This window comes from Inhella gelatinilytica, assembly GCF_016093295.1.
GTDB lineage: Bacteria > Pseudomonadota > Gammaproteobacteria > Burkholderiales > Burkholderiaceae_C > Inhella > Inhella gelatinilytica.
On sequence record NZ_JAEDAL010000001.1, the window covers coordinates 620,744 to 640,890 of the forward strand.

General features: G+C 68.6%; 16 protein-coding genes. 8 read left to right on the forward strand and 8 right to left on the reverse strand.

Annotation, left to right across the window (positions count from 1 at the left end; all coding sequences use genetic code 11):
- The first annotated feature begins 72 nt into the window (after positions 1–72).
- On the forward strand, positions 73–1,305 hold the full coding sequence (locus tag I7X43_RS02845; RefSeq protein ID WP_310737508.1) for a cation:proton antiporter: 1,233 nt from the start codon (positions 73–75) through the stop codon (positions 1,303–1,305).
- Between the two features lie 21 nt (positions 1,306–1,326).
- Here I7X43_RS02845 and I7X43_RS02850 read toward each other — a convergent pair whose 3' ends face one another.
- The 4 genes from I7X43_RS02850 to glk all read right to left on the reverse strand — a co-directional run bounded on the left by I7X43_RS02850 (position 1,327) and on the right by glk (position 7,451).
- Positions 1,327–1,749 (reverse strand): PaaI family thioesterase, encoded by a 423-nt coding sequence (locus tag I7X43_RS02850; RefSeq protein WP_198099376.1) that lies wholly within the window; start codon positions 1,747–1,749, stop codon positions 1,327–1,329.
- A 73-nt stretch (positions 1,750–1,822) separates the two neighbouring features.
- Positions 1,823–3,358 carry a tryptophan halogenase family protein gene (locus I7X43_RS02855; protein ID WP_198099377.1) on the reverse strand — a complete coding sequence of 512 codons (1,536 nt, stop codon included), beginning with the start codon at positions 3,356–3,358 and terminating at the stop codon, positions 1,823–1,825.
- A gap of 126 nt (positions 3,359–3,484) precedes the next feature.
- A complete protein-coding gene (locus I7X43_RS02860; protein ID WP_198099378.1) occupies positions 3,485–6,211 on the reverse strand; it encodes a TonB-dependent receptor in 2,727 nt (908 codons plus the stop codon).
- 232 nt (positions 6,212–6,443) lie between these two features.
- A complete protein-coding gene (glk, locus tag I7X43_RS02865; protein ID WP_198099379.1) occupies positions 6,444–7,451 on the reverse strand; it encodes a glucokinase in 1,008 nt (335 codons plus the stop codon).
- 230 nt (positions 7,452–7,681) lie between these two features.
- Between glk and I7X43_RS02870 the strand changes: the two genes are divergently transcribed.
- From I7X43_RS02870 to I7X43_RS02880, 3 genes are all read left to right on the forward strand, one after another.
- Positions 7,682–9,577, forward strand: a complete 1,896-nt coding sequence (locus I7X43_RS02870; RefSeq protein ID WP_198099380.1) for a glucokinase — start codon at positions 7,682–7,684, stop codon at positions 9,575–9,577.
- Positions 9,574–10,389 carry a substrate-binding periplasmic protein gene (locus tag I7X43_RS02875; protein ID WP_198099381.1) on the forward strand — a complete coding sequence of 272 codons (816 nt, stop codon included), beginning with the start codon at positions 9,574–9,576 and terminating at the stop codon, positions 10,387–10,389. Before I7X43_RS02870 ends, I7X43_RS02875 begins: the two co-directional genes overlap by 4 nt.
- A gap of 69 nt (positions 10,390–10,458) precedes the next feature.
- The gene (locus I7X43_RS02880) at positions 10,459–11,892 is read left to right on the forward strand and encodes a protein adenylyltransferase SelO (RefSeq protein ID WP_198099382.1); all 1,434 of its coding nucleotides are present in this window, start codon (positions 10,459–10,461) and stop codon (positions 11,890–11,892) included.
- A gap of 13 nt (positions 11,893–11,905) precedes the next feature.
- Here I7X43_RS02880 and I7X43_RS02885 read toward each other — a convergent pair whose 3' ends face one another.
- Both I7X43_RS02885 and I7X43_RS02890 read right to left on the reverse strand, forming a co-directional pair.
- Positions 11,906–13,006 carry a J domain-containing protein gene (locus tag I7X43_RS02885; protein ID WP_198099383.1) on the reverse strand — a complete coding sequence of 367 codons (1,101 nt, stop codon included), beginning with the start codon at positions 13,004–13,006 and terminating at the stop codon, positions 11,906–11,908.
- A gap of 27 nt (positions 13,007–13,033) precedes the next feature.
- On the reverse strand, positions 13,034–14,164 hold the full coding sequence (locus I7X43_RS02890) for a GNAT family N-acetyltransferase (protein ID WP_198099384.1): 1,131 nt from the start codon (positions 14,162–14,164) through the stop codon (positions 13,034–13,036).
- 118 nt (positions 14,165–14,282) lie between these two features.
- Between I7X43_RS02890 and I7X43_RS02895 the strand changes: the two genes are divergently transcribed.
- The 4 genes from I7X43_RS02895 to I7X43_RS02910 are packed head-to-tail and all read left to right on the forward strand — an operon-like array spanning position 14,283 to position 18,768.
- The gene (locus I7X43_RS02895; RefSeq protein WP_198099385.1) at positions 14,283–15,062 is read left to right on the forward strand and encodes a DUF3348 family protein; all 780 of its coding nucleotides are present in this window, start codon (positions 14,283–14,285) and stop codon (positions 15,060–15,062) included.
- Positions 15,059–17,434 (forward strand): coiled-coil domain-containing protein, encoded by a 2,376-nt coding sequence (locus tag I7X43_RS02900; RefSeq protein WP_198099386.1) that lies wholly within the window; start codon positions 15,059–15,061, stop codon positions 17,432–17,434. Before I7X43_RS02895 ends, I7X43_RS02900 begins: the two co-directional genes overlap by 4 nt.
- Positions 17,435–17,443: 9 nt before the next feature.
- Complete coding sequence (locus tag I7X43_RS02905) at positions 17,444–18,151, forward strand: OmpA family protein (protein ID WP_310737523.1); 708 nt, start codon at positions 17,444–17,446, stop codon at positions 18,149–18,151.
- The gene (locus I7X43_RS02910) at positions 18,148–18,768 is read left to right on the forward strand and encodes a hypothetical protein (RefSeq protein ID WP_198099387.1); all 621 of its coding nucleotides are present in this window, start codon (positions 18,148–18,150) and stop codon (positions 18,766–18,768) included. Before I7X43_RS02905 ends, I7X43_RS02910 begins: the two co-directional genes overlap by 4 nt.
- Positions 18,769–18,793: 25 nt before the next feature.
- On the opposite strand, the gene I7X43_RS02915 is transcribed toward I7X43_RS02910, so the two are convergent.
- Together I7X43_RS02915 and I7X43_RS02920 are read right to left on the reverse strand one after the other, a co-directional pair.
- Positions 18,794–19,522, reverse strand: a complete 729-nt coding sequence (locus I7X43_RS02915; protein WP_198099388.1) for a GNAT family N-acetyltransferase — start codon at positions 19,520–19,522, stop codon at positions 18,794–18,796.
- A 4-nt stretch (positions 19,523–19,526) separates the two neighbouring features.
- On the reverse strand, positions 19,527–20,126 hold the full coding sequence (locus I7X43_RS02920; protein ID WP_198099389.1) for a DUF7010 family protein: 600 nt from the start codon (positions 20,124–20,126) through the stop codon (positions 19,527–19,529).
- Positions 20,127–20,147 lie beyond the last annotated feature (21 nt).

The following is a 20,147-nucleotide window of genomic DNA, read 5'->3' on the forward strand; positions in this document are numbered from 1 at the left end:
CGCCCCGCTTTTCGGGCAGACTGCCCGCTTCCAACCCGCCCTCACCGCGCAATGACCCCCTTCGAGCTCTCCGTGCTTCTGTTTATGCAGCTCGCCGTGATCCTGCTGGCCTGCCGCGCCGTGAGTTGGGTGTTTGTGCGCATCGGCCAATCGCCCGTGGTGGCCGAGATGGTGGCCGGCGTGCTGCTCGGGCCCTCTTTGCTGGGGCTGCTCGCGCCCGAGCTGAGCGCCTCGCTCTTCCCCGCGGCCAGCAAGCCCATCCTCTTCGCGCTGGCCCAGATTGCGCTGGCGCTCTACATGTTCCTGGTCGGCTGCGAATTTGATCTGGAGCTGATGAAGGGCCGCGTCGGCAAGGCGGCCTCGGTGTCCCTGGCCGGCATCGCCGCGCCCTTTGCCTTGGGCGCGGGCCTGGCTTGGTTCCTGGCCGATCGGCAAGACCTCTTCCCCGCCGCCACCGAGCCCTTCCAGGCCATGCTCTTCCTGGGTGCGGCCATGTCCATCACCGCCTTCCCCATGCTGGCGCGCATCATTTACGAGCGCGGCCTCACCGGCACCCCGCTGGGCACGCTGACCCTGGCCGCTGGCGCCGTGGACGATGCCGCTGCCTGGTGCGTGCTGGCCGTGGTGCTGGCCAGCTTCAAGGGGCAGGCCAGCATCGCCGTGCTGGCGATTGGCGGCTCGGTGCTGTTTGCCGCCTTCGTCATGGGCCCCCTGCGCTGGGTGCTGCCGCGCTGGATCGGCAAGGTGCAGGGCGACTTGAACAGCGGCCAGCTCGTGTTGGTGCTGGCCCTCTTGATGCTGGCGGCGTGGTGCACGGACATGATCGGCATCTACGCCGTGTTCGGCGCCTTCCTGCTCGGCCTGGCCATGCCGCGCGGCGACAACGGCGGGGTCCCCAAGGCGCTGGAGCGCCAGCTCATGCCGCTGACCACCAGCCTCTTGCTGCCCTGCTTTTTCACCTACTCGGGCCTGAACACGCAGATCAACCTGCTGACCGAGCCCGGCCTCTGGGGCTTGGCCGCCGTGGTGCTGGCCGCCGCCGTGCTGGGCAAGGGCGGCGCCTGCTACGCCGTGGCCCGCTGGCAGGGCATGAGCCACCCCGAAGCCGCCGCCGTGGGCAGCCTGATGAACGCCCGCGGCCTGATGGAACTCATCATCCTGAACATCGGCCTGCAGGCCGGGCTGATCACGCCCACACTGTTCACCGTCATGGTCATCATGGCCATCGTCACCACGCTGATGGCCACCCCTCTCTTCAACCGCGTGTACGCGAGCCGCTTGAAGGGGGCGGGGTTGGTGGTGTGAGTCGGACGATTGGGTTCAATCTCACGGGGACACGTTGGCGATGGTCGCCTGCATGAGGGCAACGACCTTGTACGCGTCATCCGTCGATGAGAAGGCACGAACCTCACCGGTGCAAACCGTCAATTGGCGCCCAGCGTTCTGAACGCGGCCGATTGCCAAGAAGTGGCTGCCAATCGCCGGGCGGAGCAGATTGATCTTGAACTCGGCTGTTACGACTTCCCGACCGTGCGGCGCCCGCGTGAGCGCCGCGTAGCCACAGGCGCTGTCCAGAATGCTCGTGATCGCGCCGGCGTGCACGAACCCATGTTGCTGGGACAGGTGCTGCGAAAACGGCAGGGCGATATGAACCTCTCCATCCTGGACATGCTGCAGGGTGGCCCCCAGTACCTGCATCAGGCCTTGGGCCTGGAAGCTGGAACTGATCCGGTCTTTCATTGGGCTCATGGATGCTCCGCAAAGTCAAAGCGGGGCCGCTCAATCACCCCGAGAAGCACGCGTACACGCCGCGCTTGATTTTTTAGGCGCGCCCCAAAAACTCCGCACTCGCGCAATGCTGGCGGATGTAGTCGCGGTGGCTGGGCATGTGCTGCACGCAGCGATCAATGGTGTTCTCGATGTTTTCGAGGAAGTCGCGCACCTTTTGCTCGGGCAGGGCGTCCACCAGCGGGTGGTAGCTCTGCGGGTAGACGCGCTGGCCGAGCATGACTTCGAGCCAAGAGATCTCCGAGAACATTTCTGAGCCCTCGCGGAACACGCGGCCGTGGGCCTTGAAGACATCCATCTTGTGCTGCAGCGACTCGGGGATGGCCATGTTGCGGCAGTGGCGCCAGAAGGCAGTGTCGTCGCGCTCGGTGGCCTTGTAGTGCAGGATCAAGAAGTCGCGGATCTTGATGAACTCGAACTCCGACTGGCGGTTGAACTCGTCGATATCGGCCGGGTTGAAGCCTTTGTCGGGGAACAGACTGGTCAGGCGCGCGATGGTGGCTTGAACCAGGTGGAGGCTGGTGGACTCCAGCGGCTCCATGAAGCCGCTGGCCAAGCCGTTGGCCACCACGTTCTTGTTCCACAGCTTCTTGCGCTTGCCAGTGACGAACTTGAGCAGGCGCGGCTCGGCCATGATGCGGCCGTCCAGGTTGGCGGTCAGCACGTCCACCGCCGCCTGCTCGGAGATGAAGCTGTCGCAGAAGACGTGGCCATTGCCGATGCGGTGCTGCAGCGGAATGCGCCACTGCCAGCCGGCATCGCGCGCGGTGGCGCGGGTGTAGGGCAGCAGGGGCTCGACGGAGGCACAGGGCACGGCCCAGGCGCGGTTACAGGGCAGGTAGTGGCTCCAGTCTTCGTAGCCGGTCTTGAGCACCTCTTCAATCAGCAGGCCGCGAAAGCCCGAGCAGTCGATGAAGAGGTCACCCTCCACGCGGCGACCGTCGGAGAGCACCAAGTCCTGAACAAAGCCCGTTTCCGGGTGCTGAGTGGCGCCGGCGATCTTGCCTTCCACGCGCTCCACGCCCCGGGCCTCGGCATAGCGGCGCAGGAACTTGGCGTACAGGTGGGCGTCGAAGTGGAAGGCGTGGGCAATCTCGCCCATGGGCGAGTTGGGCATGTTGGGTTGCGCGCGCACAAAGCGGTGGGCGCGGCTGGCCGCCGTGTTGATGGAGTAGCGCTCCAGCGGCGCGGCGTAGCCACTGCGACGCCCCTTGAGCCAGTAGTGGTGGAACTTGGTGGCTCCCAGGTCCGGACCCAGAGGGCCGAAGCCGTGGATGTAGCTGTCGCCCAAGCGGCCCCAGTTCACAAACTCGATGCCCAGCTTGAACGTGGCCTGGGTTTCGCGCATGAACTCGTCTTCGTTGAGCTCCAGCGCGTTGTTGTAGATCTGGATCAGCGGAATGGTGGCCTCGCCCACCCCCACGGTTCCGATCTCGTCGGACTCGACCAGGGTGATCTTCCACGGGCCGGTGCACATGCGGGCCAGGGCTGCGGCGCTCATCCAACCGGCGGTGCCGCCGCCCACGACGACGATGTTGCGAATGTGATCGGGGTGCTGGCGAACTTCCATGGCAAACCTAACAGCGGTACAAGGAACGGGGCTCCAGGGTAGAGGAGTCGGGGGCCCCGTTGAATGGGAAAAGCCCCGGTCAGCGTGAGCCGGCCCGGGGCTTATGGGAGCAGAAAGCGCGAGGGCTTACAGCTTGTAGGTCACGCCCAGCAGGTAGGTTTTGCCGTACTTGATGGTGTCAATGATCTGATCCACCTTGTCCAGCGTGCCGTTGTAGCGCTGGTACTTGGCGTTGTTCAGGTTGTTGACTTGCAAGAGCGCCGACAGCCCCTTCAGCGGCCCCGACTGGAACTCGTAACCGATCTGGGCGTCGATGATGCTTTCCGCCTTGATGTAGGTGTACTCGCGGTTGGCGCCGAAGCCCTGGACTTCACCCAAGAAGTTCGAGCGGTAGCGGTTCGAAACCCGCGCCTGGAAACCGGCGTTCTCGTAATAGAAGGTCAGGTTGGCCACTTGGCGCGACAGACCCGGCATCGAGCGCGTGTCGCTGTCACCGAAGGGGTTTACGCGGCTCTTGGTGTCGGCAAAGCTGGCCACCACACCAAAGCCACTCAGCGCATCCGCCAGCTTGTCCAGGGGCAAAGAAGCCGCCAGCTCGAAGCCTTCAATCGAGCCACCCTTGCCGTTGCGCGGCTGGGTGAAGTTGCCCAGCGGGTTGGTCGGCGTTGGGTTGGTCGTGCTGTTGACGGCACCGCTGAAGTTGTACTGCGTATCGGTGTAGTCAAAGATGTAGCTTTCCAGGTCCTTGTAGAACGCGGCAGCGCTGAAGTAAGCCTTGGTGCCCCAGTACTTCTCGAAGCTTAGGTCGAAGGCCTTGGCGCGGAACGGATCCAGCAGGGGGTTGCCACCGCCACCCGACCACTTGCCCTGGTTTACGGTCACCGTGCGGGCGGCGCTCATTTGGTCCATTCGCGCACGGGCCAGCACCTTGGCCACACCCAGGCGCAGAGCTTGGTCGTCACCCAGGTCCAGGTTCAGGTTCAGGCTGGGCAGCACGTCGTTGTACGTCTTGCCCAGGGTGTACGGGGTCACGCCAGCGTAGTCGCCGTTGTTGTTCAGCGCCACTTGGGCAGCCGACGATTCCTGGTCCGTCCGCACCACCTGCAGGCCCAGATTGCCGCGCAGCGGCATGCCGTTGAACTCCGTGTCCAGGTTGGCCTTGCTGAACAAGGTCGTCACCTTTTCGCGAACTTCCCAGCTCTTCAGGGCGATGTCGCGGTGAACGTTGGGCACGAGGTTGTAGTAGCTCGGGTGCACTTGGGCCGGGTCAAAGGCCACGGCTTGGAACTGGTTGCCGCCGCCCACGTTGACGGTGCCCGTTCCGGCCGGCAGATCCTTGAAGGCGCCAACGCCTTCCTTGAGGATCAGCTTGTACTCGTCGGCCGACTTGGTCTTCTCGCGATTGGCTTGGTTCAGGCCAAAGCTCAGGTAGTCAAAGACACCGCCGCCCACCGGCGTGCCCAGGGTCAGGCGGCCGGCCTTGATGGTGTCGTTGGTCTTGATGGTCTTGTCGTAGCCGTTCTGGCCCCAGGATTCCGGGTCCATCAGCTTGACCTTGGTCGGGTCGCCGTAGTTGTACTGCAGCGCCGTGACTTCGTTGTAGTTCCCTACCGTCACATTGCCCGGCGTCGGGATGGAGGCCTCCATCTCAATGATGCGCTCGTCCCGCTTGGCGTTGGAGTACGACAGGTCGGTTTCCAGGTTCCAGCCCGTCTTTTCGCCGAACTTGGTATTCCAGCCGAAGGAGCGCAGGTCGTCACGGCGCGGCTCCCAAATGGTCCGCGACAGCGGGTTGACATTGGTCCAGGTGCCGCTGATCAAGCGCCCGTTGGTGATGACAGGGTTCAGCAAGCCGGGGTACTGGGGGCTGCTGGCGTTCTTCCAGCTGTCTTCCGGCTGGATTTCCAAACCGCGCTTGACGGTTTCACGGTCGAACTTCGAGTAGTAGAGATCCAGCGTGCTGCTGAAGTCCTTGCTGGGCTTGTACTCCACCACACCCATGGCACCCGTGCGGGTGGTTTCGGTGCTGTCGTTGAAGTACTTGAAGCCACCGGTGTACTGCACCACCGAGCCGGGGGCGCCGCCGTCCCAACCCGGATAGACCTTGGAGCCGGTCCACTTGAACGTGTTGTTGTTGTTGTAGGTCTCGGTGCGACCCGTGGTCACATCGGACTTGAGCTGCGCCACACCAAAGGCCACACCCAGGGTGCGGTCGGCGAACTGGTCGATGTAGCTGAAGTTGACGCGCGAACCATTGCCCGTGAATTCCGTGCCCACGCCCGACTTCTCTTTGCGGGCGTTGGCCGCCAGCACGGACTTCTTGAAGTTCAAGGGACGCACGGTCTGCAGGTCGATGGTGCCGGAGAGGCCCTGGCCCACCAGCTCACCATCCGGGGTCTTGTAGACCACCACCGACGCCAGCAGCTCCGACGGGTACTGGTCGAACTCGACGCCCCGGTTGTCGCCGGTCGAAACCTGCTCGCGGCCGTTCAGCAGCGCGGTGGCGAAGTCACCCGACATGCCGCGGATGCTGATGTTCGAGGCGCGGCCGGCCACACGTTGGGCGGCCAAGCCCGGCAGGCGAGCGATGGACTCAGCGATGGACGAGTCCGGCAACTTGCCGATGTCTTCAGCCGAGATGGCTTCGACGATGTTGTCCTTGTTCTTCTTGACCGAAATGGCGTCTTCAATGCCCTTGCGGATGCCGGTCACCACGATGGTGTCCAGCTTAGCCGGCTCTTGCTGTTTTTGCGCTTCTTGCGCCTGGGCGCCCATGCTCATCAGGGCTGCGACGCAGCCCAGGGTGATGGCGCGCACCTGGAAGGGCTCACGCCGGCCGTTCAACTTCTTCATGCTCTGCACTCCTCGCGGGAAAAGAAATGCGCTGCGACCAAGCCCACCTTGACGCTGCGCCCATCAACTGCCTTCAACAATCGATTCTGTACTAAAACTAGATTTTGGAAAGACCCTCGTTGCTCGGCATTCACTAGGTCAAACCCTTGATTCGTCTTGTTTTTTGGCATTTTTGCGACATTCGACTCGCAGACTGGCGAGAGGCTTCTCACAAAACGTAGCCAAACTACATTCAATTCTGAACATGGCTCAAGGCCTGCGCGGCGCCATCGAGCGCCGCCAACCCGTCGGTCACAACCGCCGTCGGGATGGCCGCCAGATAGCCTTGGCATCGACCCTTGGCCTCAAAACGCGCCCGGAAGGCCGAACGGTCCAAGCGGGCCCCCAGGCGCGGCACGATGCCGCCGCCGATGAACACCCCGCCGCGCGCCCCGAAACTCAAGGCCACCGAACCCGCAAAACCGCCCAACATGGCGCAGAACACCTCCAGGGTGCGACTGGCGACGGCGTCCGACTCCTCAGCCCCCTCGCCCAGGCCGCGCTCGACGATCCAGGGCGCATCCACCCCCACAGCCGCGCGCTGACCCTCGACCGCCGCCACCGCGGCGTACAGGGTCGGCAACCCCAAGCCCGACAACAGGCGCTCACCGGACACGTGGGGGAACTCGCGCCGCACCACCCGCAGCAACTCGCTCTCATAGTCGTCAGCCGGCGCCAGCGTGGCATGCCCGCCCTCGCCCGCCACGGGCAACCACCCCCCAGGGACCGGCATCAGACCCGCCACGCCCAATCCCGTACCCGGCCCAATCACCGCCACCGGCACATCAAAGCGCGGCACACCCTCGCCCAGCGGGCGCCACTGCGCAGCGCGCAAGCGAGGCAAGGACAGCGCCAGGGCCTCAAAGTCATTCAGCACACACAACTGCCGCAGACCCAACACCGCCTGCAACTGCTGCTGCGAAAAGCTCCAGGGGTTGTTGCGGAACACCACCGCATCCCCCGTCACCGCCGTGGCCACCGCGATGGCGGCACTGCGCGGCGCCTCCACCGGCCCAAGACCCCGCAAGTAGGCGCGAATGGCATCTTCCAGGCTGGCGTGGTCGGCCACAGCCAGCGTGCGCACCGCACTGAGCTCCTGCCCCGGCCCGGCGACCCAGGCGAAGCGGGCATTGCTGCCCCCCAGGTCAGCCAGCAACCAGGGGTAGGGCGCAATGGAGGCGGAATCGAACACAGGGGACATGGACGCGGCGCACAAATGGAGGGCAACTGCAAAGTCAAAACGGTAGCAAAACTACAGCGCAACAGCAAGCAAACCCGTCATTCCCAGTTAAAACCAAGCGTAAACCCCGACAATTCCCCCTTATATCGATGGTCTTTGAATGTAGTTTCCCTACTCTTTGGGCAGAAAAACCCTGGGCGCGGAGCCGGGGAGTGCTTTGATAATCCGGACGCTGCTTCTTTGGTTTGCCCATGTCCGCTCCCTTTGATCGCCCCCGTCTGCTGGCCGATGTCGGCGGCACCTTTGCCCGTTTCGCCCTGGAAACCGCGCCAGGCGTGTTGGAGCGTGCGGTGTCGCTGCGCTGCGCCGATCACGACGACTTCCACGCCGCGGTGCGCGCCTATCTGGATGCCCTGCCCCAGGACGTACTGCCGCCCCAGCATGCGGCGGTGGCCATCGCCAACCCGGTCGAAGGCGATCAGGTGCGGATGACCAATTACCACTGGGAGTTCTCAATCGAGGCCATGCGCCAACGCCTGGGGCTGGACACCCTGGTCGTGGTGAATGACTTCACTGCCCTGGCCATGGCCTTGCCCCGCTTGGGCGGCGAACACCGTCAGGCCGTGGGCCAGGGGCAGGCCGTGCCCAACAGTGTGGTGGGGCTGCTGGGCTCGGGGACGGGCTTGGGGGTGTCCGGCTTGATTCCCTCCGGCGGCGGCTGGGTGGCTTTGGGCACTGAGGGGGGGCACACGAGCTTCTCGCCCCGGGATGAACGGGAAATCGCCATCCTGCGCTACGCCTGGCGCGAACACGCCCACGTCTCGTTTGAGCGCCTGTGCTCGGGGGCGGGCATGGCCCTGATTTACCGCGCCCTGGCCGACCTGCACGGGATCACGGCGCCGCCGCGGCAAGCCCCGGAGATCACCCAGGCCGCCCTGGAAGACGGTGACGCCTTGGCGCTGGAAACCCTGGAAGTGTTCTGTGCCTTGCTGGGCACGGCCGCGGGCAATTTGGCCGTGACCCTGGGGGCCACCGGCGGCATTTACATCGGCGGTGGCATCGTGCCGCGGCTGGGTGCGTACTTTGAGCGCTCGCCCTTCCGGCAGCGTTTTGAGGAGCGCGGGCGCTTCAGCCGCTATGTGGCGGCCATCCCCACCTACGTGATCACCGCAGAGGACGCGACCTTCCAGGGCGCCTCGGCCATCCTGGAGGCCCAGCTCAAGAAGCTGCACGGCAACGCGGACACGCTGCTGGCCCAGGTGCGCCGCGCCAAGGCGCAGCTCACGCCCGCCGAACAGCGCGTGGCCGAGCAGGTGCTGGCGCGCCCACGCGCCCTGCTGACCGACCCGATCGGCGAAATTGCGCGGCTGGCCGGCGTCAGCCAGCCCACCGTCATTCGTTTCTGCCGCTCGCTGGGCAGCGAGGGCCTCTCCGACTTCAAACTGCGCTTGGCCTCCAGCCTCACCGGCACCGTGCCCGTCACCCACACCCAGGTGACGGTGGACGACAGCATGGTGGAGCTGGGCAGCAAGGTGCTGGGCAACACGGCTTCGGCCATCCTGCAGGTGCGCAACCAGCTCAACCGCGACACCATCGACCGCGCCACCGACTGCCTCACCCGCGCGCGCCGCATCGAGTGTTTTGGCAGCGGCCACTACGCGGTGGTGGCCCAGGATGCGCAGCTCAAATTCCTGCGCGTCGGCGTGCCCGCCAGCAGCCACACCGAGCCCCGCCTGCAGCACCTGGCCGCCCGCGTGCTGGGCCCCGGTGATGTGGCCCTGATCGTCAGCCCCGGTGGCCGCCTGCCCGAGCTGCTGGATGTGGCCGACCAAGCGCGCCAGCGTGGTGCGAAGGTGGTCGCGATCACGGCCCACCAAAGCCCCTTGGCCCGCAAAGCGGACGTGGCACTGCTGGTGGAATCTGCCGAAGATCCGTCCATTCAACTCCCGATGGTGGGTCGCATCTTGCATTTGCTGGTGATTGACATCCTGGCTGTGGGCTTGGCCCTGCGCCGCGGTGCCCAGCCCGAGGCCCTGGACCCCCTGGACGAACCCGAAGCGCAGCCGGTGCGCGCCCGCCCAACGGCCCCGGGGGTCAGCCTGGCTGGGCCCATCGCGTCTTTGACAACGCACAGCCACGAGCGATGAGGCCGGATCTGCTTCACCGCCGCAGCCTGCTCGCCCTGGGCGCCTGGGCCACGGGGTTCAGTCCGATCGCCCAGGCGGAACCCAAGGTTGTGAAGTTGTGCGCCAACGCGGCCCTGGGCGCGCCGGACAGCGAGGCCACCCCGTACCTGATGCTGCGACGCCTGCAGGACGAGCTGCCCTTTCTGCGCCTCCAGGTCACGCCCTTGCCCTGGAACCGCTGCCTGCAAGAAGCGGCTCAGGGCCGGTTTGACGGCGTGCTGTCCGCGAGCCACACGCCCGAGCGCGCCCAAACCCTGCGCTACCCCGCCACAGCGGCGGGCACGCTGGACGACAGCAAGCGCATGTTCCAACTCGGCTACGCCCTGGTGCGACTGCGCGGCGCCGCTGCCCACTGGGATGGCACCCACTTCACGGGTACCACCCCCAAAGCCGGCGACGCCCTGGGGGCCGAGCGCGGGTTCGCCATCGCCCAGTTCGCCCGCGAGCGCGGCGCTCATGTCGAAGAACGCAGCCTGATGGGCAATCTGCTGGAAGGGCTGCGGCTGCGACGGGTTCAGGGCATCTTGGTCAACCAGGAATTCGCCGCCCAATTGCTGGCCCAACCCGAGTGGGCCGGGCAGTTGGAGCTTGGGGGGCCGGCCTTGGCCGTGCGCCCCTACTTTCTGCCGCTGAACAGCGCTTGGGCGACCCGAGAACCGGCCCTGGCTGAAACCCTCTGGACGGCCGTGGAGCGGGTGCGGCGCACGCCTGCCTTTGCCCAGGCCTACTCCCACTCGCTGAGCGCGGGCCAGCGCGGCGACTTGAAACCCTGACGGACGCAAGCCGCGACCGACAAAGGCCTCGCGCGCCACAAGCGCCCCACTTTCAGGCAAGCTGCGCCCATGCTGTTGGACAACCGATTCGCCCGCGACCTGCCGACCCTGTGCGTGCCCTGCAATCCCGTGGCCGCGCCGGCGCCACAGCTGGTGTTTTTCAACACGGCGCTCGCGGCCGACCTGGGGCTTCCCCTGCCGCAAGACCCAGCAGCCGGCGCGGCCCTGTGGAGTGGCAACGCCCTGCCGCCCGGCATCACCCCTGTGGCCCAGGCCTATTCGGGCCACCAGTTCGGCCACTTCTCGCCGGTGTTGGGCGATGGGCGCGCGCTCTTGCTCGGGGAGCGGCAAGACCACGACGGCCAACGCCGTGACCTCGCCTTCAAGGGCTCGGGGCGCACTCCGTTTTCGCGCCGGGGGGATGGGCTAGCCGCCCTGGGGCCCATGCTGCGCGAGGTGCTGATCGGCGAAGGCCTGCACGCCTTGGGCATTCCGGCCACCCGGGCGCTGGCCGTCGCGACCACGGGCGCCCCGGTCTACCGCGACGCCGAACTGCCCGGCGCGGTGCTGACCCGCGTGGCCGCCAGCCACCTGCGCGTGGGCAGCTTCCAGTACGCCGCGGCGCACACCGACCGGCCCACGCTGCAGGCGCTGCTGGAGCACACCCTGGCCCGCCACGACCCGCAGCAGCTGGGCCGCGCCGATGCCGGCCTGCACCTGCTCGCTGCTGTGGCGGAGCGTCAGGCCCGGCTCATCGCCCAGTGGATGGGCGTGGGCTTTGTGCACGGCGTGATGAACACCGACAACATGGCGCTGTCGGGCGAAAGCATCGACTTCGGCCCCTGCGCCTTTCTGGACGCCTACGACCCGGCGCGCGTGTTCAGCTCCATCGACACCCACGGCCGCTACGCCTTCGGCAACCAGCCCGCCATCGCCCAGTGGAACCTCGCCCGCTTGGCCGAAGCGCTCCTGCCCCTGTGGGACGAAGCCGAGCACGAGCGTGTGGCCGAGGCCGCCACCACCGTGCTGCAGGACTTTGCGACGCGCTTTGAAGCGCACTGGCAAGCCCTGCAAGCGCGCAAGCTGGGCCTCAGCACGCCCGACGCGGGGCTGGCCCACGACTGGCTGGCGCTCTTGCACGAACACGGCGTGGACCACACGGCCGCCTGGCGCGCCCTGGCCGACGCCCGCGACCAGCAGGCCCGTCGGCTGCTCGACCTCTTCCCCGACCCAGCCGACGTGGCCCCCTGGCTGGCGCGCTGGCAGGCCGTGTGCGCGGCCGGGCCCACCGAGCTGCGCGCCGTGAACCCCCGCGTGATCCCCCGCAATCACCGCGTGGAGGAGGCGCTGATGGCCGCCAGTGAAGCCGGCGACTGGGCGCCCTTCAACGCCCTGCTCGTCGCGGTGCGCCGGCCCTTTGACGACGACCCCGCCCTGGCCCGCTTCGCCGAGCCGCCCCCCGCGGCGCAAGCGGCGCGCTACCGGACGTTTTGCGGGACCTGAGCGCGGGTGCCCCTCACCCCTGTGGCCGCGCCTCGGCCCGAACGCGCTTGATCCAGCGCTTGGTCAGCGCCCGGTCGTAAAGCGATTGCAGGTCGCGGTTGGCGAGGTAGACCTCCGCGCGCCAAGCCGCTTGGGCCTGGTTCATCAGGGGGCTGAGCCGCGCAGGGTCGGGTTGGCGTTCCGGGTTGAGTTGGAACTGGGCGCAAAACTGCACGGCACGCTGGTGCACCTCGCCCTGCAGCTCCTCCAATTGCTCCTGCAGCACGGCGTTGAAGTGCTTGAGCTGCGCTTCGCTGGCGCCCTTCAGGTGCTGGGCGTCGATTTGCTCGACTTCGAGTTGCAGGCTGAGAAGCGCCAGCAAATCCTCGGCGGCGTAGGCGGCGTTCACGCGCTGCATCAGGGCGGTGCGGCGTGTGGCCTCCTCCTCATCGGGCGCCCGGTCGGGGTGCAGGGCGCTGGCCAGTTTGCGGAAGACCTCGCGCAGGCTTTTTTGCGCCTGGGTCTTGATGGCCTCTTGCTCGGCCGCGCGCCGCGCCTGGGCGGCGGTGGGTTTGCGCTTGGCCTTGCGTTCGGCCGCAAGCGCTTCTTCTTCATCACGTTCGTCCTGCAACCGGGCGCGGACGTGCTGAAACAGCTCCTGCGGGTCAGCAAAGGCTTCGCCCTCCAGGTCCAGCCCCGTTTGCTCGGCCAACATGGCCTTCAGCGCTTCCAGGTGCGCAGCCTGCTCGGCCTCCAGCTCGCGATCGGCATGGCGGTCGTGCAGCGCAGTCCAGCGCGCGCGCTCGGCCTCGGGCAGGTCGTGGCCCTCCAACGCTTCGAACGCAATGTCGCAGGCGATGTCGCGCATCACTTCGCGCTCACCCTGAGTCCAGGCCTTGGGCTCGGCCAGCCAGGCATCGAGTTGCAAGGCCACCTCGCGCCGCAGCTGCAGAGCCTCGGCACGCAGCGGCAGCACCTGCTGGGCAAAGGCCGCGGCAAAGGGTGGCACAGCCGCATCCCAGGCGGCGAGCTTCTGGCGCGCGCTGTCGATTTGCTTTTGCAGTTGGTTGAACTTGCGCTGTGCGGGGGTCAGCACCGCGTTGTGCGGCTGGGGGATGGTGAGAAGGCGGGCCATGGCTGGTGATTGTCCGGGCCGGTGACTTCACGCCCCCTTAAAGGGCGTGCGCGCCGCCAAGTCCGCCTCGTACTGGGCAACAGCGGCTTGCTCTGCTTCGGCAAAGCGCGCCACCGCGTCGGCAAAGCGCTCGTCCACCAGCCAGTGGTGGCTGCGCGTGGGCACGGGCAACAGGCCGCGCGCCATCTTGTGCTCGCCCTGCGCGCCCCCCTCAAACCGCTGCACGCCCTGCTCCAGACACCAGGCCAAGGGTGCGTAGTAGCACAGCTCGAAGTGCAAGAAGGGCAAGTCCACCACCGCGCCCCAGTGGCGGCCATAGACCGTGGTCCCCGCCGCGTCCATGGCCAACAAGGCCGCCCCCAGGGGCTCGCCCGCGCGCTCCGCCAGCACCAAGACCCAGCGGTCCCCCGGGCCCAGCGCACCTTGAAAAAAGCCTTCTGGCAAGTAAGGCGGGTTGCCGCGCAGCGCATAGGTGCGGGCATAGCAGCGGTCAAAGAAAGACCAATCCGCCGCGTCGATGGCCTCGCCCACGCGGACGCGGACCGTCACTCCTGCCTCGCGGACGTGGCGCCGCTCTTGCTGGATCTTCTTCCGCTTGTCGCGCTTGAGGTCGGCCAGAAAGTCCTCAAACGTGCGCCAATGCGGCGCGCGCTGCCAGTGGAACTGAGGCTGCTCCCGGTAGGCCCAACCCAAGCTTGCGACGGCAGCTTCGTCCGCGGCGCTGCCAAAGAGCAGGTGCAGGCCCGAGAGCCCCAACTCACCCGCTGCCTGCATCAGTGCGCCGGCCAGCAAGGCCCGGTTGGCGTCGTCGCGGGCCAGCAGACGGCTTCCGCGCACCGGGGTGAAGGGCACGGCCACCACGCCCTTGGGGTAGTAGGGCAGCCCGTGCTGGGCGTAGGCCCGCGCCCAGGCCTGGTCGAACACGAACTCCCCCCAGGAGTGGCTCTTGATCCACAAGGGGCAGGCGGCCAGCAGCTCGTCGCCCGCCATCAGGCTCGCAAACTGCGGCGTCCAGCCGGTGCGGGCGCTGGCGGCCCCCGAGTGCACGAGCGCCTGCAGATAGGCGTGGCGCATGAAGGGCGTCGGGGCGTCACTGGCCGCCAGCAGGGCATCCCAGGCAGCGGCTTCGGGCGGTTCGGGGTGGAGCTCTAGGTGCATGTCGGGTCGGGGTCAGCAGCGCGCGCCATCCTGCCATCGGCCGCAACAGCCCCAGAGGGCGCGGGGGCAGCCCGCGGGACCACGCCCCTAAAATCCGCCCCTTTTTTCGTTCGGCAGCATGCAAGCAAGGCACCAGCAAGGGGCGCCGCACATCGGCAGCGGCTCGCCGGGTTGGACCGCCAGCCCGGCGCTGCCGCATGTGCTCCAGCGCTGGGGCTTGCGCCTGCCGCTGCCGGCGCGAGGACCAGTCGGCCCGCAACTGGCGGAAGCCCTCTCCTGGCGCGATGCCGTCGCCCTGGCCCAAGTGCTCAAAACACCGTCGGCCGAACCGGCCCCCGACGCCGCCCACCGCCGGCTGGCAGCGCGCGAATGGGCCGAGGCCGCGCGGGAGCGCCTGGTGGCCGAGCTGCAAGCCGGGTTTGCCGACCCCGTGCTGGTGCAGGACGGCCCCGAAGCGCCGGCCCGCGCCGCCCAGGGGCTGGAGGCCGTTGCCCCCTTCAAGCTGCACCACAGCAGCCAGCAGCGCAGCATGGCCGCCCGCATGGCGACCCTGCGCGGGCGGCTGCGCACCCAGCTGGCGGGCACCACCCCGCGCTTGGCGCGACTGGCCCAGCTGGATGCCGTGTTCGAACCGGCTTGGGCCGCGCGCGAGCAGCCGGCCCTGGCGGGCCTGCCTTCCATGACGGTTCAGCGCGGCCTGCGGCTGCAGGCGGCGGCGCCGGAAGCCGCTCAGGACGCAAGGGCCTGGCCCCCCACCGGTTGGCGAGGCCAGCTCTGGACTGAATTGCAAGACGTGCTGCACGCCGAGTTGGCCCTGCGCCTGCAACCCGTGCTCGGCCTGATCGAAGCCCTGCAGCACGACGACCCCTGCGGACCGATCCGCATTGAGACGCCATGAACCGATTGCTGAACCTGCTCTTCCCTGCGGCCTTTGGGGCCGGCGTGGTGGCCCTGATCTGGGCCGCAACGGCGCAGCCCCAAGGCTTGGCCCTGGCCATGACGGGCTTGATTGCCGCGTTCTACAGCCTCGGTGCCTGGGAGTTGCGCGGCTACCGACGCGACAGCCAGGGCCTGGCGCACGCACTGGCTCATGCACTGGCCCACGCCCAGGGCGGCGGCGGCGATGCCGCTGAGACGTGGCTGACGCAGGCCCTGCCGGAGACCTTCCGCAGCAGCCTGCGCTTGCGCTTGGCCGGCCTGCCCGCGCCGCTGCCAGCCCCGGCCCTGGCGCCCGCGCTGGCCGCGCTCCTGGTGCTGCTGGGCATGCTGGGGACCTTCATCGGCCTGGTGCAGACGCTGGGCGGCACGGCCCAAGCCCTGCGCGCGACGGCGGACCTGGTCGCCATGCGCGCGGCCCTGACCACGCCCGTGCAGGGCCTGGGCCTGGCCTTTGGCTGTTCCGTCGCGGGTGTGGCCAGCTCGGCCATGCTGGGCCTGATGGCCGCCCTGGCGCGGCGGGAACGCCTGGCCGTGGCGCAGCAGCTTGACACGGCCCTGGCCCACGGCCCGCTGCAGCCCTGGACCGCCGCCGCGCGCGAAGCGGCCCAGCAGGCGGCGCAGGCCCAGGAGCAGCTGCATGCCATGCTGAAGGTGCAGGAGGCCACCCAGGCGCGCCAGCAGCAGCGGGCCGAGGAGCACAGCGCCTTGATCGCCCAGCTGCGCGCCCTCGCCGACCAACAAGCCCGCGACCAGGCCGACTTCAAACGGCAGTTCAGCGCCGAATGGCTGGCCGAGCAGCAGCGCTTTCACACGTCGGCCGACCAGCGCTTTGGCGCCCTGGCCGCGGCGGTAGAGCACAGCCTGAGCAGCGCCCTGCAGCAAGCCCTGACGGCCAGCGCCCAGCACGCGGCTGACACCCTGCGCCCCGCCGTGCTGCAGACGCTGGATGCGCTCGGGGCTCAAGCCGCCCAAGTGCAGCACCAGTTGGCGGCGCAGTTGCAGCAGCAGCTCCAGGGGCTGGATCAGGCCTTGACGGCCAGTGCGGCCCGCGTGGAGCAAAGCCTCACGGCCAGCGCCGCGGGCCAGGCGCGCCAGCTGGAAGCGCAGGCGGCGCAGATGGCCACGCACACCCAGGCCTTGGCGGCGCAGGTGCAGCAGACCCTGGCGCAGCAGACCGAAGGCGCTCGCGAGCAGGCCCAGGCCCTGCAGACGGCGCTCACCCATGCGGCCCACACGGCCAGCCAGCAGCTCAGCACCCAGGTTCAACACCACTGCGAGCAACTGAGCACCAGCGCGCTCACCGCCCAAGCCGCCCTGCGCGACGGCGCAGCCCAGGTGCAGGCCAGCCTGCAGGCCAGCACGGCGCAGCAGCAGGAGGCCCTGACCCACACCCTCGGACAGGCCCAGCACGCCTTGACGCAGGCCCTCGCGGACGTCGCCGCGCAATGGCGCGAAACCCAGGCCACCAGCCTGGCCCTCAGCCGCAGCGGCGCCGAACACATGGCCGTGCAGTTGCAGCAGCAGAGCGACAGCTTGCTCCAGCGCCTGGAGGCCCAGCAGCACGCGCTCCAAGCCCAGGCCGCCACCCACGATGGCGAGCGGCTTCAAGCCTGGGCCCAGGCCCTGGCCCAGCAAGGGGCCAGCCTGCAAGCGGCGTGGCAAGCCAGCAGCCAGGCCCTGCAAGACGCCCAGCAAGCGCAAAGCGAGGCAGTGGCCCGGACGGCGCAAACCGTCGTGGCCCAGGCCGAAGCCCAGGCGCGCCACACGGTGCAAGAGGTCAGTGCCCTGCTGCAACAGGCCGCTGAGGCCCCGCGCGCCGCGGCCGAGGTGGTCAGCAGCTTGCGCGAGCAGCTCTCGCGCAGCCTGGCGCAAGACACGGCGCAGCTGGCCGAACGGGCCGAGCTGATGCAAACCCTGCACACGCTCACCACCGCGCTGCAACAGGCCGCCGGCGAGCAGCGCCAGGCCATCGATCACCTGGTCCAAGGTGCGGCCACCCAGCTCGCCGCCCTGAGCGAGCGCTTCAGCCAGGACCTGGGCGCCACCCGCGAACACCTCGCCGAGGCCAGCGTTCAACTGGCGGGCAGCGCCGCCGAGCTGGGCAGCTTGGGCGAGGGCTTTGCGGCCGCCGTCACGCAGTTCCAGGGCGTCAGCGAAACCTTGAGCGCGCAGCTGGCCCGCTTGCACGAGGGGCTGACACAGGCGCAGGCCCGCAGCGACGACCAATTGGCCTACACCGTGGCCCAGGCGCGCGAGCTGATCGAGCTCTGCCTGCTCCAGCAAAAGCAGGTGCTGGACGCGCTGCAGGGCGCCGCCGCAGAGGGGGCTTAAGCCGTGGCCCTGGACCTGCTCAGCGACGACAGCAGCGGCGGCCAACCCGCCTCGGTCTGGGCGGCTTTTGCCGACCTGATGGTGGGCGTGCTCGGCGCCTTTGTGCTGATCTTGGCCCTGGCCTTGGTCACCCAAATGGACCTGGCCAGCCGGCTCGAAGAAGAAACCCGCCAGCGCCAGCTCGAAGCCCAGCGGCGCGAGCTCTTGGAGCGCGCCCTGGCCGGCCCCCTGGCGAGCGGCTTGATCCAGCTGAATGAAGGCCGCATCGGCATCAGCGGCAATGTGCTGTTCGCGCCCGGCTCGGACCAGTTGCACACCGAGGGGCGCGCGCTTTTGCGCAGCCTGGCCGAACCGCTGGCCGGCTATTTGGCGGCCCGCGACGAGGTGCTGATGGTCAGCGGCTTCACCGACGACCGGCCGGTGCGCAGCGGCAATGGCCGGTATGCCGACAACTGGGAACTCTCGGCCTTGCGAGCCCTCACCGTCACCCGTACCCTGCTGGCCGATGGCCTGCCGTCCGGCGCGGTGTTTGCGGCCGCTTTCGGGCCGGAACAACCCGTGGCCTCGAACGACGACGCGGCCGGCCGGGCGCTGAATCGCCGCGTGGAGTTGGCGCCGATGCCCAAGCGGGCCCGCGCCGAAAGCGGCCGTGCCGGCGAGACCGCGGCATCGGGCGTCGCCCCTGGTGCGGCCGCCCGCGCCGCCTCCACCCCTTGAGCGCTCAGCCGCCCGCCATGGAACTGGATCTGGACGCCCTGCACGCTGAACTGGCCCCGGCCCCCGCCGCGCACCGGGCCCGCCTGTTGGGCTTGGCGCAGCGCGCCGCCGCCGCGCCCGCCGGGAGCACCTTGCAGGCCTGGCTGGTTCGGCGGCTCACCGCGCTGCGACAAATGCCCCCGCCGGTGCCCGTGGCCGCAGTTCCGCCTGTCGTGCCGGTGCCCACCGCGCGCGCCCATCCGCTGGCCGCCCTGCGCGCTGCCCTGCCGCAGCGCGACCCCGCTGCCGAGCCCCTGGTGCTGCAGACCGACCGGCGCCGCTGGACCCGCCTGCGCCTTGCGCAGCGCCTGCAAGCGCCGGCCCCCCCGGCCGCCGACGCCCCGCAACTCGGCCCGCTGCACGCGCAAGTGCTGGTGCCCGCCGCGCTGGCCGAACTCGCCGCCCTATCGCCCGAGTACCTCGCCCGGCTGCTGGCGCAATGGGATCAACTGGCCGCACTGGGCAGTGACATCGCGCCCGAGGCGCCTAGGGCGCCCAAAGCGGCCCGCAGCCCGACCCGGAAGCCTGCAGCCTCCAGCCCGTCCTCCAGCAAACCCACCCGCAAACCCACCCGCTGAGCCCACTGCTGCGGTGGGGCCTCACTCACGCTTCGACCGGGTGACGCATCCAGTAATTGGGGTCTTCGTACCGGCCGGTATCGCGCTCGCAGTCGATGTGGACCGGCTGCAAGGCGCCGGGCACGACATAGGGGCCGGTCTCGGGGAAGGTCAGGCCCGTCCACGCCTCCCAGTCCGCCACGCGGCCCTGCACCGTCAGGGTGCTCGGCGCCACGGCCAGCCCCTGGGCTCCCAGCTTCTGGTGCACGCGCAGCCAGGGGTCGAGCAGGTCGCCATCGGCCCGCCGCCAAGTGACGTATCGGTCCATCGGGGCGAGGGGGTAGCGGGCCTTCCAGGTGGGGCGCACCGGGGCGATCAGATGAGCGTAGCCGTGACGGCGCGCCACGGCCTTCATGGCCAGCAGCACCGCACGGCTCAAGCCCTGCCCGCGCTGCTCGGGGTCCACCATCGCGGCCAGCGCCGAGAACGCCGTGGCGCCGTCCTCCCGCGACCGCGCCAGGATGGCCTCGATGGTCGGCGGCAAGTCCGCCACCGAGCCGTCCCACACCAGCGGCACCAGGTGGCCCACCGCCAGCAGCCGGTCCGCCGTGTCGCACAGCAGCACCTGATGGTGGGCGAATTCGCCGAACAAGCGGTCCCAGCCCGGCACGCCATTCATCAAGAAGCGCGGCCAGGATTGAACGCTCAGCCGGTCGATGTCGGCCAGCCGGTCGGGGCGCTCGGCCAGGGTGTGGACCCGAAGCTGCGGCGCCATCGCGTCAAACTCGGGCTGCCGTGCGGGCCTCGTCCACGCCCCCATGGGCACGCGGCTCGGCACGCCCCGGCCGCACCACGGCCTCCCCCAGCACAAGGCCAAACGCCACCTCCACCGCCCCGCCCAGCGCAGCGGCCCAGGCGGGCGCCAGGCCCACGAAGAACGCGAGTGCCGCCGCGCCCCACAGCGCCGCTCCGAGGGCCCAATAAACCCGCAGGCCGTACAGGCTGGCGAAGACCAGGTAGCGGCACGCAATCGTCGCCATCATGGCGGGGAAGAAGAGTTCGGGCTTCAAGCGGTAGAGCCCATAGGCCATGGCGCACCCGAGGATCAGCCAAACGGTCGAGGCCAGGGCGAGCGCGTTGAGTCCGTTGTCGACCCCCGCCTTCCCCGAACGTCCCAGCAGCTTCAAAACCACCAAGCTCAGGGGGTAGATCTGCGCGCCGCCGATGAGCAGCGTCCACACGCCCTGGCTGACGCCCCACTGAAAGCACACCAGCGCCGCCAACAGCCAGACAAGGCCGGAGACCAAGACGCCCGCGGCGCCGTCCCCGTGCGCTGCACGCATGTCCGCCTGGTGGGTGTGGGTAAGGGTCAGGTTCATGCCGTTCTCCCGAAGTCGTGA

Coding starts and splice junctions, on each gene's coding strand:
- I7X43_RS02855 (WP_198099377.1), bottom strand. CDS start 3,358: ATGGAAGTTCGCCAGCACCCCGATCACATTCGCAACATCGTCGTCGTG.
- glk (WP_198099379.1), bottom strand. CDS start 7,451: ATGTCCCCTGTGTTCGATTCCGCCTCCATTGCGCCCTACCCCTGGTTG.
- I7X43_RS02885 (WP_198099383.1), bottom strand. CDS start 13,006: ATGGCCCGCCTTCTCACCATCCCCCAGCCGCACAACGCGGTGCTGACC.
- I7X43_RS02860 (WP_198099378.1), bottom strand. CDS start 6,211: ATGAAGAAGTTGAACGGCCGGCGTGAGCCCTTCCAGGTGCGCGCCATC.
- I7X43_RS02920 (WP_198099389.1), bottom strand. CDS start 20,126: ATGAACCTGACCCTTACCCACACCCACCAGGCGGACATGCGTGCAGCG.
- I7X43_RS02850 (WP_198099376.1), bottom strand. CDS start 1,749: ATGAGCCCAATGAAAGACCGGATCAGTTCCAGCTTCCAGGCCCAAGGC.
- I7X43_RS02870 (WP_198099380.1), top strand. CDS start 7,682: ATGTCCGCTCCCTTTGATCGCCCCCGTCTGCTGGCCGATGTCGGCGGC.
- I7X43_RS02890 (WP_198099384.1), bottom strand. CDS start 14,164: ATGCACCTAGAGCTCCACCCCGAACCGCCCGAAGCCGCTGCCTGGGAT.
- I7X43_RS02880 (WP_198099382.1), top strand. CDS start 10,459: ATGCTGTTGGACAACCGATTCGCCCGCGACCTGCCGACCCTGTGCGTG.
- I7X43_RS02895 (WP_198099385.1), top strand. CDS start 14,283: ATGCAAGCAAGGCACCAGCAAGGGGCGCCGCACATCGGCAGCGGCTCG.
- I7X43_RS02900 (WP_198099386.1), top strand. CDS start 15,059: ATGAACCGATTGCTGAACCTGCTCTTCCCTGCGGCCTTTGGGGCCGGC.
- I7X43_RS02875 (WP_198099381.1), top strand. CDS start 9,574: ATGAGGCCGGATCTGCTTCACCGCCGCAGCCTGCTCGCCCTGGGCGCC.
- I7X43_RS02915 (WP_198099388.1), bottom strand. CDS start 19,522: ATGGCGCCGCAGCTTCGGGTCCACACCCTGGCCGAGCGCCCCGACCGG.